The sequence below is a fragment of the Altererythrobacter sp. B11 genome (assembly GCF_003569745.1).
Taxonomy (GTDB): domain Bacteria; phylum Pseudomonadota; class Alphaproteobacteria; order Sphingomonadales; family Sphingomonadaceae; genus Croceibacterium_C.
The window spans coordinates 1,768,548-1,781,244 of the sequence record NZ_AP018498.1 but is presented as its reverse complement, the minus strand read 5'-3'; the positions used below and the strand labels follow the sequence as shown (position 1 = coordinate 1,781,244).

Genomic DNA, 12,697 nt, shown 5'->3' with positions numbered 1-12,697 from the left:
GCCATGCCACCATTCTGTTGCGGTTTCCATAAGCCTGGGCCAAGTGCCGCGGCGATGACTGATTTTCCCTTCGCCATGGTTGGCTTCGATCTCGATGGCACGCTCGTGGATTCCAATCTCGATCTCACCCCGGCGGTGAATCACGCACTGTCACGCGCCGGCCGCCCCACCATTCCGCTGGAGGCCGTGCGCAAGCTGATCGGCGGCGGCGCACTGCGGATGCTGGAACGGGCGATCGAGCTGACCGGCGATCCCGTCCCCACGATCGAGCTGGAGCAGCTGCACGAGGAACTGCTGCAGCATTACGAGGCGCATATCGCCGACAACACCCGCCCCTTCCCCGGCTGTCTGGACGCGCTGGACCGGCTGGCCGGGCATGGTTGCCGGTTGGCGGTGGTGACCAACAAGGTGGAGCGGAACGCGGTGAAGCTGGTGGAGGCGCTGGGCATTGCCGACCGCTTCAGCTGCGTAATCGGTGGCGACACGCTCGGCCCCGGCCGGGCCAAGCCCGCGCCCGACATGATCGAGGAAGCCATCCGCCGGTGCGGGGGCGAAGGTCGCTTCGCCATGGTGGGCGATTCCTCCTACGACACGCGGGCCGCGCGCGCAGCGGGCGTGCCGGTCGTGGCGCTTAGCTTTGGCTATAACGACGTGCCGGTGGACGCGCTCGACTGCGACGCGCTGATCGACCATTATGACGAGCTGGTGCCGGCACTCGCCGGCCTCTGACGCCCTTCAGCCGTCCACCAGCTTGAGCAGGCGGCGCTCGATCGGCGCCAGCACGCCGGCCAGTTCATGGCCGCGCTTCAGCACCTGCCCCTGTTCGCCGAACAGCGCCCACATGCCCTGCCGCCCGTGCAGCGCGGGCCGCTTCTCCACCCGCATCTGCGGCACGTCGGCCGTGCGGCGGAACGCCGCGAAGGAGGCGAAATCGCGGCCGAAATCCATCGCATAATCGCGCCATTCGCCCGCCGCCACCATGCGGCCATAGAGATCGAGGATGCGCATCAACTCGGCCCGCTGGAAGGCCACTTGCCGTGGCGCGCGCCCACCCGGGAATGGAAGGATATTCGCCCCGCCGGCACCTGGCCGCATCAGTCAGCGGTCCCGGACTTGCGCAGCGGCTCGGCCGTTGACGCGCCGCGCAGCGCAGCCACTTCGCGCCGCAGTTCGGCCAGTTCGCGCTCCAGCGTCTCCACGCGGTCGGCCGCAGGCTCGCAGGGTTCGTCGCACGGCGTGCCATAGGGGATGAATTCGCGCAGCCAGGTTTCCGCCGGCACCAGCGTGGAACGGGCCTTGAGGCCGATCATCGTCGCCCCTTCGGGCACGTCATCCGTCACCACCGCATTGGCCCCCACCCGCGCCCGCGCGCCAACGGTGATCGGGCCGATGATCTGCGCGCCGGAGCCGATGATGACATTGTCTTCCAGCGTGGGATGGCGCTTGCCCGGCTGGCCGTTGGTCGGATTCGTGCCGCCCAGCGTGACGCATTGATAGATCGTCACATTGTCGCCGATCTCGGCCGTCTCCCCGATCACGGTGAAGCCGTGGTCGATGAAGAAGTTGCGGCCAATCTTCGCGCCGGGATGGATGTCGATCGCGGTCAGGAACCGCGCAATGTGATTGACCACCCGGGCGAGGAAATACAGCTCCCCCGTGAACAGCCAATGCGCCACGCGGTGGAAGCCCAGGGCCCAGATGCCGGGATAGAGCAGGATTTCCCAACGCGACCGGGGCGCCGGGTCGCGCGCGTGGACGGAGTCCAGATAAGCGATCAGCCGGTCGAACATAGCGCGATCAGTTTCCCACCAAATACGGCCTAAAGCAAGCGAGGCTCTTCGGGGCCGTGCACCGCCTCCAGCGCGGCGCGCCATATGGATTGGGTAGCCGGAGCCTTGCGTTCAAGGGACAAGCGGTCGATTGCGGCCACCAATCTTTCCAGCTCCGCGAAGCTGCGCGCCGCGCGCGGCACCAGATAATCGGCCGCATCGGCCCCCAGCGGCAGCCCGCGCTGCTCCGCCAGCGAGAGGATGAGGTCGGCCGCCATGGCATCGTCCGGCGCGCCGATTTCCAGTTGCAGCGCCGCCCCCAGCCGCGACCGAAGATCGGGCAGCGCGATGTTCCACGGGGGCTCCCCGCCCACCAGCAGCAGCGGGGTGCCGCTCTCCTGCGCGCGGTTCCAGCGGTGGAACAGCTCCACTTCGTCCAGCTGCGGCGCGTCGTCCACCGCCTCGCCCCGCCCGCTCTGCGCGAACCAGCGGGCGAACAGCGACTTGCCCGATCGCGGCGGGCCGGTGAGCACCGCAGTGCGGAAGGGCCAGCGCGCCGGATCGGCCAGCGCGTCGGCCACATGGGCATTGGCCGCGCCCAGCACGATGCTGCGCGGTCCGGGCGATCCGGCAAGAAGGGGCAAGGGAATCTGCCGCGGCACAGGCGCGCTTTCCCGCGCCGGTCAGCGACTGATGGCGAGCGCGTTGCTGCCCTGCGTGACCTGCCAGCCGCGCGCCCGCAGCGCGGCGGCCAGCGCGGCGAGATCGCCGGCATAAGTGACGCGGAGCACGGAAGTTCCGCCGACGGCGACGCTGCTGATCGCCGCGCTGCGCACGCCCGCCGCGCCGCGCACGGAAGCCAGCGCCGCGTCCATCGCGCCCGCATCGGGCGTCGCGACCTGCACGGTGAAGGAGGCCACCGCCGCCGGTTCTTCCCCGGTGGGCGTAGGCGGCACCACTTGCACGGGCAGCGCGGCTTCGGCCGCGGCCGCGCGCGCCGCCGCCTCGTCCGCTTCGGCCCGCCGCGAGGCTTCGATCAGCGCGCGCACGGCGGGGCTGATCTCCACCTCGTCCAGAGTCAGCGTAGGATCGGGCCGCAGCTTGCCTTCGGCGAGGGCCTGGGCAAACAGTGCGTCGAAGCGCCGCACCGCCTGCTGCAGCATCTGCGGCAATTGCTGCTCGCTTTCGGCGCGCATTTCGAAGCTGCCCAGCAGTTCGTCATCCGGGCCATGGCGCGCGGTGAAGCGGCCGACCACGGGCCCGCCGGGCCATTCGCGATGCAATTCCGCGATCGGCACCAGCACATCGGCCGCACCGAACTGGTCGAGTATCTCGTTCCACCACGAGCGGCTGCGGCGCCGCGTCTGCCCATAGGTCAGCAGCAGCGATTCGCCGCCCGCGCCGGAGGGGCGAACATAGTCGATCGCGCTGCCGCCGGCCTGGAACTCCGCCCAGGCGCGCTGCCAGGGCGTGCGCGTCTCGTACATGGTCTGCGTGCCGCCCGAGAAGGTGACCGGCAGGGTGAGCATGGGGGCGGAACGCGCGCGCCGCCCGCCTTCGCCCAGGACGCTGCCCGTGCGGCTGCGATCGAAGATCACCGCCAGATCGGCGATATAGCGGCGCGGGCCGATCTGTTCAGTTTCCACCACGATGGCGGAGACGAGCGATTGCAGGCGGGAATCGGGAATCGCCGGGCCGTTCAGCTTCTTCCACGCCAGGCGCTGCGCTTCGCGCCAGCCATTCTCCCGCGCGTCTTCCGGATTCTTGCCGCCCACATCCACATGGATGCCGCGCACTTCGATATCGGTGCTGGTGGCGACCGGGGCGATTCCGCGGTCCCCCGCCACCTGCGCCCACAGCGCACCACCCGCCGCCAGCAGCAGCAATCCGCCCGCGGCAAGCGAAAGCTGCAGGCGGCGCGGCGTGTCAGGGGAAGGAAGGGCGAAGCTCTGCATCGGGGAAATTCGGCGCCTTTTGCCCAAAGGCGAGTGGAAATCCAAGCGCGAAAGACTAAAGCGGCTGCCCATGGCTGCGAACAATCCCCCGCAAACCGGCTACACCTATGCAGATGCCGGCGTTTCCATCGATGCCGGCAATGCGCTGGTCAGGGCCATCGGCCCGCTGGTGAAGGCCACCCGCCGCCCCGGGGCCGATGGCGAGATCGGCGGCTTCGGCGGCTTCTTCGATCCGAAGGCGGCCGGCTATGCCGATCCGCTGCTGGTGGCCGCGAATGACGGCGTAGGCACCAAGCTGAAGCTCGCGATCGAGGGGGACCGGCATGATTCGGTAGGGATCGACCTCGTCGCCATGTGCGTGAACGATCTCATCGTGCAGGGTGCGGAGCCGCTGTTCTTCCTCGACTATTTCGCCACCGGCAAGCTGGAGAACGGCATTGCGGAGCGAGTAATCGCCGGCATTGCCGAAGGCTGCAAGATCGCCGGCTGCGCGCTGATCGGCGGCGAAACGGCCGAAATGCCGGGCATGTATGCGGCGGGCGACTACGATCTCGCGGGCTTCTGCGTCGGCGCGGTGGAGCGCGGCGAGCAGCTGACCGGGGAGAAGGTGGCGCCCGGCCATGTGCTGCTGGGCCTGGCCAGTTCGGGCGTGCATTCCAACGGCTATTCGCTCGTGCGCCGGCTGGCGGCGGACAAGGGCTGGAAGCTGGACCGCCCCGCCCTGTTCGATTCCGAACGCCTGCTGATCGACGCGCTGATCGAGCCGACGCGTATCTATGTGCGGAGCCTGCTGCCGCTGATCCGCGCCGGCAAGGTGGATGCGCTGGCGCATATCACCGGCGGCGGCCTGCTGGAGAATATCCCGCGCGTGCTGCCTGCGGGCGCCCATGCGGTGATCGACGCGGATAGCTGGGAACAGCCGCGACTGATGGCCTTCCTGCAGGCGCAGGGGAATATCGAGCCGGGCGAGATGGCACGCACCTTCAATTGCGGCGTCGGCATGGTGCTGGCCGTGCAGCCGGAGCTGGCGCGCGAAGTGGCGGCCGAGCTGGAGGCGGCGGGCGAGCAGGTGATGCGCGTGGGCGAGATCGTGGAAGGCGCGAAGGGCTGCACCGTGCGCGGCTCCGCCGGCACATGGAGCGCGCGCGAAAGCTGGGAAGCGGTCCACAATGCCTGAGAAGGCGAAGGTCGCCGCCCTGCTTTCGGGCACGGGCACGACCATGTCCTCGCTGCTCTACGCCGCAAAGCTGGCCGATTGCCCCTATGAACTCGTGCTGGTGGCCAGCAATGTGCCCGATGCGCCGGGCCTGAAGATCGCCGACGCCGAAGGGATCGCCACCTTCGCGCTCGATCACCGCGGCCTGCAGCGCGAAGATCACGAAGCGGCCATGGACGCGGCGCTGCGTGCGTCGGGCGCGGATTACCTCGCCCTGTGCGGCTATATGCGCATCCTCACCCCGGGTTTCGTGGAAGGCTGGGCGGGGCGCATGGTCAACACGCATCCCTCCTTGCTGCCCAAGTACAAGGGGCTGGATACCCACGCTCGGGCCATCGCCGCGGGGGACAGCCACGGCGGCTGCTCGGTCCATGTGGTGACGGCGGAGCTCGATGGCGGTCCGCTGCTGGGGCAGGTGCCGGTGGCCATCGTGCCGGGCGAGACGGCGGAGATGCTCGGCCGCCGCGTGCTGCTGGCGGAATACCAGCTCTATCCGCGGATGCTGGCGGAGTATGTGTCGCGCCCCTATCGCGCCGACTGGCTGCTGGAGCGGGTGCGCGAACTGGCACTGGCCCTGCCCGAGGCGGAGGATCGCGACAGCCACGGCGCCCCCGGCTGGCGCACCGGCGGCAAGAGCGGGAAATATTTCGCCTATTTCAACGACCAGCACCACGGCAGCGAGCATATCGCGCTGCTGGTGAAGACCGACGGGCCGGACGAGCTGGCCGCCCTGGTGGAGCGCGACCCCAGCACCTATTTCCGCCCGGCCTATTATGGCGCCAGCGGCTGGGTGGGGATCATCCTCAACCGGCCGGGGGTGGATTGGAACCACGTGGCCGGCTGGCTGCAGCGCAGCTGGCGGCAAGTGGCGCCCAGGCGCCTCACCGGCCTGATGGACGCGGCCGAGGAGTTCTGAGCGCCGCCGCGGCGCCTCAGCCCTGCTCCGCCCTGTGCGCCGCGATCAGCTCGCGCAGCTCGTCGAGATAAGCGAGCCGTTCCTTCTTCAGCTCTTCAAGCCGATCGTCCGACACCGGCTCCACCTCGATCTCCGCCCGGTGAATGGCGTTGTTCACCGTGTGATAGCGGTCCGACAGCGTGGCAAAGTGCGCGCTCCCCGTCTTCAGCTGGTGCAGGACATCGGCATCCTGCGGGAATTCGTCGGCCAGTTCGTGCGGGGTATGGGGCATGCGGATCTCCTTGGCGGTCTATATCCCCACCCTTGCTCCGCCGCAGGGGAAACTGCCTTGTCCCGCGTCAAAAGAAAAGCCCCGCCGGATCGCTCCGGCGGGGCCTTGCTGAAACCGCTCTGCGCGGTCGATCAGCCGACGATCTCTTCCGGCTTGAAGAAGAAGTCGATTTCGATCGCAGCGTTTTCTTCGCTGTCCGAACCGTGGACGCTGTTCGCCTCGATGCTCTCGGCATAGGTCTTGCGGATCGTGCCCTCGTCGGCGTTCTCGGGGTTGGTGGCGCCCATCACGTCGCGGTTGCGCTTCACCGCATCCTCGCCCTCGAGCACCTGCACCACCACCGGGCCGCTGGTCATGAATTCCACCAGTTCACCGAAGAAGGGGCGTTCCTTGTGGACGGCATAGAAGCCTTCGGCCTGTTCCTTGGTCATCTGGATGCGCTTGGACGCGACGACGCGCAGGCCGGCATCTTCCAGCATCTTGGTGACGGCGCCGGTCAGGTTGCGGCGGGTGGCATCGGGCTTGATGATCGAGAATGTGCGGGTGACCGCCATCGAAGTGTCCTTCGCGTAAGGTTGGTGTTGTTTGGAGTTCGCGCGCCCCTAGCGCCGCCGGGCGGCGTGGGCAAGCCTCGCCCCGCAACGGCGCAGAGGGCAGACCGTCAGGGGCCGGGGCGCCAGCGGCCCCCGTCCAGCTTCCAGAAACGCCGTTCTACTTCCGTGCGGCTGCCCAGCATCTTCCAGCATGCGCGCGCGCCCTGCAGCGCATCATCGCCAAACATCAGGAACACGCGGTCGAACGCACCGGCCTCCTCGCGCCATTGCCCGTCGGCCAGTGCGGCGAAGCGGGCGCCATTGGGCGCGGCGCATTGGGCGGAGAGCAGGATCGGCTGGCGCGTCTCATGCGCCTCGCCCGCGCGGCCGTTGGCGAGGAAGCTTTCTTCCTCGCGCACCCACAAGGCCTCGCTGATCCGGCCCAGCTGCCCCTCGTCCCCGGAGACGACGACCATCCGGCCGCCGGTGTCCAGCACCTTGCGCGCCAGCTGCGGCAGGTGGTTCTCTACCGGCTGATCGGCGAGCTGGTAAAAATCCACCTGCATGAAAGCCGCCTTCGCACCTCAGCCTTCGAGATTGTCCCGCACATAGCGATCGAGCAGGCGCACGCCGAAGCCGGTGGCGCCCTTGTCCCAAGTGGCGCCGGGCTTGTCCGCCCACACCATGCCGGCAATGTCGCAATGCGCCCAAGGCGTGCCGTTTTCCACAAAGCGCTGGATATATTGCGCTGCGGTGATCGATCCGGCGCCGCGCGGGCCGACGTTCTTCATGTCGGCGATCGGGCTGTCCAGCAACTTGTCATAGGCCGGGGAGAGCGGGAAGCGCCACATCTTGTCCCCGCTGCCCTTGCCCGCGGCCAGCAGCGCATCGGCCAGCTGATCGTTATTGGAGAACAGGCCGCCATGCTCATCGCCCAGCGCAATGATCATCGCGCCAGTCAGCGTGGCGAGATCGACGATCGCCGCCGGATCGAACTGCCGCTGCGCCCAGGTGAGCGCATCGCACAGCACCAGCCGCCCTTCGGCATCGGTGTTGATGACTTCCACGGTCTGGCCGGACATGGTGGTGACCACATCGCCCGGCCGCTGCGCCTTGCCGTCGGGCATGTTTTCCACCAGCCCGCAGATGCCGATGACATTGGCCTTCGCCTTGCGCCCGGCCAGTGCCAGCATGGTCCCGGCCACGGCGCCCGCGCCGCCCATGTCCCACTTCATGTCTTCCATGCCCGCCGGCGGCTTCAGCGAAATGCCGCCGGTGTCGAAGGTCACGCCCTTGCCCACGAACACGGTGGGCTTTTCGCCCGCCTTGCCGCCCATCCACTTGATCGCCAGCAGGCGCGGCTCGCGCTCGGAACCCTGCGAGACGCCCAGCAGCGCCCCCATGCCCAGCTCGCGCATTTCGGCTTCGCCCAGCACGACCAGTTCGGCGCCGGTGCCCGCAAAGCGCTTCTCGCAGCGCTCCACGAAGCTGGCGGGATAGATGATGTTCGCCGGCTCGGCCACCAGCTCGCGGGTGAACTCCACGCCGGTCGCCAGCGCCTCTTCGGTGGCCCAGGCCGCTTCGCTGCCGTCCGGCGCGCCGACCACTTCGACCCGCGCCAGCGACTTCTTCTGCTCTTCCTTCAGCCGCGTGCGATAGGCATCGTGGCGCCAGGAGCGCAGCTTGAGCCCGGTCAGCACCGCGGCCACTTCCTGCGGGCCGAGGCCCGATCCGGCAGCGTCCAGCGCCAGCATGGTTTCCCCGCTGGTGAGATAGCGGGCGGCCAGCGCGGCGCCGGCGCGTTCCAGCGCGGCGGAGCGCGTCTCGCCCGTGGAGGAGCCGATCCCAGCGAACGCTACGCGCACCACATTGCCGCCGCGCTCCACGAAGCCTTCGAAGAACTGGTCGGCCTTGCCGCTGAACCGCGCCGCGCGCGCGCCTTCGGCCAGGGGCCGCTCGAGATCGGCGGGAAGCTTGTCCTGCTCCACGATGCGGGCGACGAGGCGCGCGGTGGAAAGGTCGGCGGCGGGGCGGAAGGTGATTTGCATGCTGTCTCCGGTGGGAGGTGTCGGGGTTCGGGCGGCCTGATGACGGCTCCGAAATGCTGGCGTTGCAGTTAGGCACGACCGGTGCGATAGGCAAGCCATGCACCCCGGACCGCAGCACACGTTGCAGGCAGAACTCAATCGCTTGCAGCCCCTCCGTCCGGGGCTTGCGGCTGCCGTGGCCTTGCTGGCGCTGGCGCCGCTTCCCGCGCTGGCGCAGGACGGCGCGAATGCGCCGCAGCAGGCTGACGATGATGCCCCTCCCGAAGCCCCGCCGACAGGCGATGCGGCGGAGAGTTCCGACAGCGGCAGCAGCGTGAAGGACGCGGCGGCCGATGCGCTGGCCGGGCGCGACATCGATTTCGCCGCGGATTCGATCGCCTACGACAGCGATAACGAGATGGTCACCGTCTCCGGCGACGTGCTGCTGAAATCGGGCGATCAGTCCGTGCGAGCGGACGAGGTGGTGTGGAACCGCACCACCGGCCAGATCGTGGCCAAGGGCAATATCCGCCTGGTGGACGAAGACGGCAACCAGCTGCTGGCCGATCAGGTGGAGTTGACCGACGAGCTGAAGACCGGCGCCATGCAGAACCTGCTGCTGGCCTTCCGCGCCGGCGGCCGGCTGGCGGCGGAACAGGGCAGTCGGCTGGACGATGGCGATGTGGAGCTGCAGCGCGCGGCCTATTCCTCCTGCGCGGTGGAAACCGCGGCGGGCTGCCCCAAGCGGCCGAGCTGGCGCGTCACCGCGCGGCGCGTGCGCTATGACGAACAGACCAAGCAAGTGCGCTTCGAAGGCGCCTATCTGGAACTGTTCGGCCGCCGCGTGCTGCCGCTGCCCGGGCTGGTGCTGCGTGCGGACGGCGGGGCCAATTCGGGCTTCCTGGTGCCCGACATCGGGCTTTCGGTCTCCAACGGCGTGGAAGTGGTCGGCCGCTATTACGCGCGGCTTGCCGAAAACCGCGACATCCTGGGCTCGGCCTATATCTACACCGACACCGCGCCGATGGGATCGGTGCAATATCGCGAGCTGAGCGACAAGGGCGCCTGGCAGGCCACCGGCTATTTCACTTATGGCAGCCGCCTGCCGCTGAACGCCGTCGCGCCCACGGCGGAGAAGGATTTCCGCGGCTATCTGTTCACCAACGGCCGCTTCCAGCTCGATCCGAACTGGAGCGTCTCGGGCTCGATCCGCGTGGCAAGCGACCGCACCTTCCTTCGCCGTTACGACATTACCCGCGATGACCGGCTGCGCTCCACCGTCTCGGTCGATCGGGTGGACGACAATTCCTATCTCAGCATCGCCGGCTGGGCCACGCAGGTGCTGCTGGTGCCGCAGCCGCAGGGGCAGGTGCCGATCGCGCTGCCGGTGATGGATTACCGCCGGATAGAGAATGATCCGCTGCTGGGCGGCACGCTGGAATTCCAGCTCAACACGCTGGCGATCACGCGCACCGCGGGGCAGGATACGCAGCGCGGCTTCGCCCGCGCCGAATGGAACCTGCGCAAGGTGACACCGCTGGGGCAGGAAGTGACCTTCACCGCCATGGCACGCGGCGATGTCTATCATTCCGACCAGAACGAGCTGACCGACACCGCATCCTATCGCGGCATGCCCGGCTGGCGCGGCCGCGGCGTTGCCATGGGCGCCGTGGACGTGAAATGGCCCTTCGTCGGCTCCTTGCTCGGCGGCACGCAGGTGCTGACCCCCCGGGTGCAAATCGTCGCCAGCCCGAACATCCGCAACATGGATATCCCGAACGAGGATTCGCGCGCCTTCGACCTCGAGGACAGCAACCTCTTCGCGCTCAACCGCTTCCCCGGCTATGACCGGGTGGAGGACGGCGCCCGGGTGACCTATGGTGCGGACTGGCAGCTGGAAGTGCCCGGCTGGCGGATCTTCGCCAATATCGGCCAGTCCTATCGCTTGAGCGACAAGCCGGCCCTGTTCCCCGACGGCACCGGGCTGACCGACAAATGGTCCGACTATGTCGGCCGGGTGGAGGTCCGCTATCACGATTTCGTGAAGTTCACCCACCGCTTCCGCATCGACAAGGACAGCTTCGCCGTGCGGCGGAACGAGATCGACGCGACCGTCGGCACGGCCAAGACCTATGTCGAACTGGGCTATCTGCGGCTGAACCGCGATATCGACCTCGATTTCGAGGATCTGCAGGATCGTGAGGAAGTGCGCGCCGCAGGCCGCATCTCCTTCGCGCGTTACTGGTCCGTATTCGGATCGGCAGTGGTGAACCTGACCGACCGCGCGGAAGACCCCCGCTTCACTTCCGACGGGTTCGAACCGCTGCGCACGCGCGTGGGCATCGCCTATTCCGACGATTGCCTGGAATTCGGCGCCACATGGCGGCGCGACTATATCCGGCTGGCCGATTCCCAGAGCGGCAACAGCTTCCGCGTGTATTTCACCCTGCGCAATCTCGGCGGGCGGTAACCGCACGCTGCGCCCGCTTGCATCGCAATTGGAACTTGCGCCCAAACACGCTATCGGCCGCTGCTCAGCTTCGGTTCAGCCCGTTCGGGGGATTCCAGGCTCATATTTGCAGGCGCCTGCCGCGCCGCCGACGGGATTGATTGCGTGATCGAGAAGACCAGGAAATCGGGACTTGCCGCCAGGATCGGCCAATTCGCCATGGCTGCGCTGCTGGCCGGCACATGCACCACGGCCGCCTTCGCACAGGCGGATTCGGTGGACGATACGATCCAGATCCCGGAAAATATCTCGATCCTCGGCCCGCGCGATCCCAATTCGCGCCATGCGACGGCTGTGGTCAACGGCGCGATCATCACCGGCACCGATGTGGACCAGCGCGTGGCGCTGGTGCTCGATGCCAATGAAACGGGCGCGGTGTCGGACGAGGAAATGAAGCGGCTGCGCCTGCAGGTGCTGCGCAACCTCATCGACGAGACGCTGCAGATCCAGGAAGCCGACGCCCAGAAGATGACGGTGACGCCGGATGAGGTGGAGAGCACCTATAACCGCGTTTCCACCCAGCGCTTCAACCGCCCGCCGGAAGAGATGGACACCTATCTGCGCTCCATCGGCTCCTCGCCCCAGTCGCTCAAGCGCCAGATCGAAGGCGAAATGGCGTGGGACCGGCTGCTGCGGCGCAACGTCCAGCCCTTCGTCAATGTCTCCAGCGATGAAGTGACGGAGATGATGGACCGGCTCAAGGCTTCGGCCGGCACGAATGAATATCGCATCGGCGAAATCTATCTTGCCTCCACCCCCGCCACGCAGGAGGCGGTTGCCGCCAATGCGCGCCAGATCGTGGACCAGATCAAGCAGGGCGGCAGCTTCGTCGCCTATGCGCGGCAATATTCGCAGAGCTCCACCGCCTCGTCCGGCGGCGATCTCGGCTGGATCCGGCTGGAGCAGTTGCAGAACCCGCAGCTGGAAAACATCGTGCAGACCATGGCGCCCGGGCAGCTCGCCGGGCCGGTGGAGATCCCCGGCGGATTCGACATCCTCTATCTGATCGACAAGCGCCAGATCGGCGCCGCCGATCCGCGCGACGCGGTGGTGAGCCTGAAGCAGATCTCGATCAACTTCCCCAAGGGCACTTCGCAGGAACAGGCGTCGGAAAAGGCGAGCGCCTTCTCCCAGGCCGTCGCCCAGATCCAGAGCTGCGATCAGGCCGATGCGAAGGCCAAGGCGATCGGCGCCGAAGTGGTGGGCAATGACAGCCTGACGATCCGTTCGCTGCCCGAAGCGCTGCAGACCATGCTGCTGAACCTGCAGGTCGGCCAGTCCACTCCGCCCTTCGGTTCGCTGCAGGATGGCGTGCGCGTGCTGATGCTGTGCGGCCGGCAGGATCCGGTGGCCAATGAAGGCCCGGATTTCGAGCAGTTGCGCAGCCAGCTGGAGGACGACCGCGTGAACAAGCGCGCCCAGCGCTATCTGCGCGACCTGCGGCGCGACGCGGTGATCGACTTCAACTGACGCGATTGCGCTGCCGCCGCTTCGCGGGCAC

13 protein-coding genes are annotated in these 12,697 nt (G+C 67.8%); 5 read left to right on the top strand and 8 right to left on the bottom strand.

Annotated features, from left to right (window positions below; genetic code table 11):
- The first annotated feature begins 54 nt into the window (after nucleotides 1–54).
- Nucleotides 55–729, top strand: coding sequence for an HAD-IA family hydrolase (locus AEB_RS08580; RefSeq protein WP_119082817.1), 675 nt, complete (start codon nucleotides 55–57; stop codon nucleotides 727–729).
- Nucleotides 730–735: 6 nt separating this feature from the next.
- On the opposite strand, the gene AEB_RS08575 is transcribed toward AEB_RS08580, so the two are convergent.
- The 4 genes from AEB_RS08575 to AEB_RS08560 are packed head-to-tail and all read right to left on the bottom strand — an operon-like array spanning nucleotide 736 to nucleotide 3,724.
- Nucleotides 736–1,095 carry a DUF2794 domain-containing protein gene (locus AEB_RS08575; RefSeq protein WP_119082816.1) on the bottom strand — a complete coding sequence of 120 codons (360 nt, stop codon included), beginning with the start codon at nucleotides 1,093–1,095 and terminating at the stop codon, nucleotides 736–738.
- Complete coding sequence (epsC, locus tag AEB_RS08570) at nucleotides 1,095–1,790, bottom strand: serine O-acetyltransferase EpsC (protein WP_119082815.1); 696 nt, start codon at nucleotides 1,788–1,790, stop codon at nucleotides 1,095–1,097. Before epsC ends, AEB_RS08575 begins: the two co-directional genes overlap by 1 nt.
- A gap of 29 nt (nucleotides 1,791–1,819) precedes the next feature.
- The gene (locus AEB_RS08565; protein ID WP_119082814.1) at nucleotides 1,820–2,431 is read right to left on the bottom strand and encodes an HdaA/DnaA family protein; all 612 of its coding nucleotides are present in this window, start codon (nucleotides 2,429–2,431) and stop codon (nucleotides 1,820–1,822) included.
- Nucleotides 2,432–2,452: 21 nt separating this feature from the next.
- On the bottom strand, nucleotides 2,453–3,724 hold the full coding sequence (locus AEB_RS08560) for a heavy-metal-associated domain-containing protein (RefSeq protein ID WP_231958966.1): 1,272 nt from the start codon (nucleotides 3,722–3,724) through the stop codon (nucleotides 2,453–2,455).
- 70 nt (nucleotides 3,725–3,794) lie between these two features.
- On the opposite strand from AEB_RS08560, the gene purM reads away from it, so the two are divergent.
- Both purM and purN read left to right on the top strand, forming a co-directional pair.
- Nucleotides 3,795–4,901: a phosphoribosylformylglycinamidine cyclo-ligase gene (gene purM, locus AEB_RS08555; protein WP_119082813.1), complete on the top strand. Its 1,107-nt coding sequence runs from the start codon at nucleotides 3,795–3,797 to the stop codon at nucleotides 4,899–4,901.
- Nucleotides 4,894–5,856, top strand: coding sequence for a phosphoribosylglycinamide formyltransferase (gene purN, locus AEB_RS08550; RefSeq protein ID WP_119082812.1), 963 nt, complete (start codon nucleotides 4,894–4,896; stop codon nucleotides 5,854–5,856). The genes purM and purN overlap by 8 nt, the downstream gene beginning before the upstream one ends.
- Nucleotides 5,857–5,872: 16 nt before the next feature.
- On the opposite strand, the gene AEB_RS08545 is transcribed toward purN, so the two are convergent.
- The 4 genes from AEB_RS08545 to AEB_RS08530 all read right to left on the bottom strand — a co-directional run bounded on the left by AEB_RS08545 (nucleotide 5,873) and on the right by AEB_RS08530 (nucleotide 8,708).
- Complete coding sequence (locus AEB_RS08545; RefSeq protein ID WP_119082811.1) at nucleotides 5,873–6,127, bottom strand: YdcH family protein; 255 nt, start codon at nucleotides 6,125–6,127, stop codon at nucleotides 5,873–5,875.
- A gap of 131 nt (nucleotides 6,128–6,258) precedes the next feature.
- Nucleotides 6,259–6,681, bottom strand: coding sequence for a nucleoside-diphosphate kinase (gene ndk, locus AEB_RS08540; RefSeq protein ID WP_119082810.1), 423 nt, complete (start codon nucleotides 6,679–6,681; stop codon nucleotides 6,259–6,261).
- Between the two features lie 107 nt (nucleotides 6,682–6,788).
- Complete coding sequence (locus tag AEB_RS08535; protein WP_119082809.1) at nucleotides 6,789–7,226, bottom strand: DNA polymerase III subunit chi; 438 nt, start codon at nucleotides 7,224–7,226, stop codon at nucleotides 6,789–6,791.
- A gap of 18 nt (nucleotides 7,227–7,244) precedes the next feature.
- Nucleotides 7,245–8,708, bottom strand: a complete 1,464-nt coding sequence (locus AEB_RS08530) for a leucyl aminopeptidase (RefSeq protein WP_119082808.1) — start codon at nucleotides 8,706–8,708, stop codon at nucleotides 7,245–7,247.
- A gap of 97 nt (nucleotides 8,709–8,805) precedes the next feature.
- Here AEB_RS08530 and AEB_RS08525 point away from each other — a divergent pair, with 97 nt between their 5' ends.
- Both AEB_RS08525 and AEB_RS08520 read left to right on the top strand, forming a co-directional pair.
- Nucleotides 8,806–11,157 carry an LPS-assembly protein LptD gene (locus AEB_RS08525; protein ID WP_119082807.1) on the top strand — a complete coding sequence of 784 codons (2,352 nt, stop codon included), beginning with the start codon at nucleotides 8,806–8,808 and terminating at the stop codon, nucleotides 11,155–11,157.
- Between the two features lie 135 nt (nucleotides 11,158–11,292).
- Nucleotides 11,293–12,666: a peptidylprolyl isomerase gene (locus tag AEB_RS08520; RefSeq protein ID WP_442858060.1), complete on the top strand. Its 1,374-nt coding sequence runs from the start codon at nucleotides 11,293–11,295 to the stop codon at nucleotides 12,664–12,666.
- Nucleotides 12,667–12,697: the final 31 nt, after the last annotated feature.

What these genes read in the sequence shown, in the direction of transcription:
- AEB_RS08580 (WP_119082817.1), top strand. Translation starts at nt 55, where the DNA reads ATGACTGATTTTCCCTTCGCCATGGTTGGCTTCGATCTCGATGGCACG.
- AEB_RS08575 (WP_119082816.1), bottom strand. Translation starts at nt 1,095, where the DNA reads ATGCGGCCAGGTGCCGGCGGGGCGAATATCCTTCCATTCCCGGGTGGG.
- epsC (WP_119082815.1), bottom strand. Translation starts at nt 1,790, where the DNA reads ATGTTCGACCGGCTGATCGCTTATCTGGACTCCGTCCACGCGCGCGAC.
- AEB_RS08560 (WP_231958966.1), bottom strand. Translation starts at nt 3,724, where the DNA reads ATGCAGAGCTTCGCCCTTCCTTCCCCTGACACGCCGCGCCGCCTGCAG.
- purM (WP_119082813.1), top strand. Translation starts at nt 3,795, where the DNA reads ATGGCTGCGAACAATCCCCCGCAAACCGGCTACACCTATGCAGATGCC.
- purN (WP_119082812.1), top strand. Translation starts at nt 4,894, where the DNA reads ATGCCTGAGAAGGCGAAGGTCGCCGCCCTGCTTTCGGGCACGGGCACG.
- AEB_RS08545 (WP_119082811.1), bottom strand. Translation starts at nt 6,127, where the DNA reads ATGCCCCATACCCCGCACGAACTGGCCGACGAATTCCCGCAGGATGCC.
- ndk (WP_119082810.1), bottom strand. Translation starts at nt 6,681, where the DNA reads ATGGCGGTCACCCGCACATTCTCGATCATCAAGCCCGATGCCACCCGC.
- AEB_RS08535 (WP_119082809.1), bottom strand. Translation starts at nt 7,226, where the DNA reads ATGCAGGTGGATTTTTACCAGCTCGCCGATCAGCCGGTAGAGAACCAC.
- AEB_RS08530 (WP_119082808.1), bottom strand. Translation starts at nt 8,708, where the DNA reads ATGCAAATCACCTTCCGCCCCGCCGCCGACCTTTCCACCGCGCGCCTC.
- AEB_RS08525 (WP_119082807.1), top strand. Translation starts at nt 8,806, where the DNA reads ATGCACCCCGGACCGCAGCACACGTTGCAGGCAGAACTCAATCGCTTG.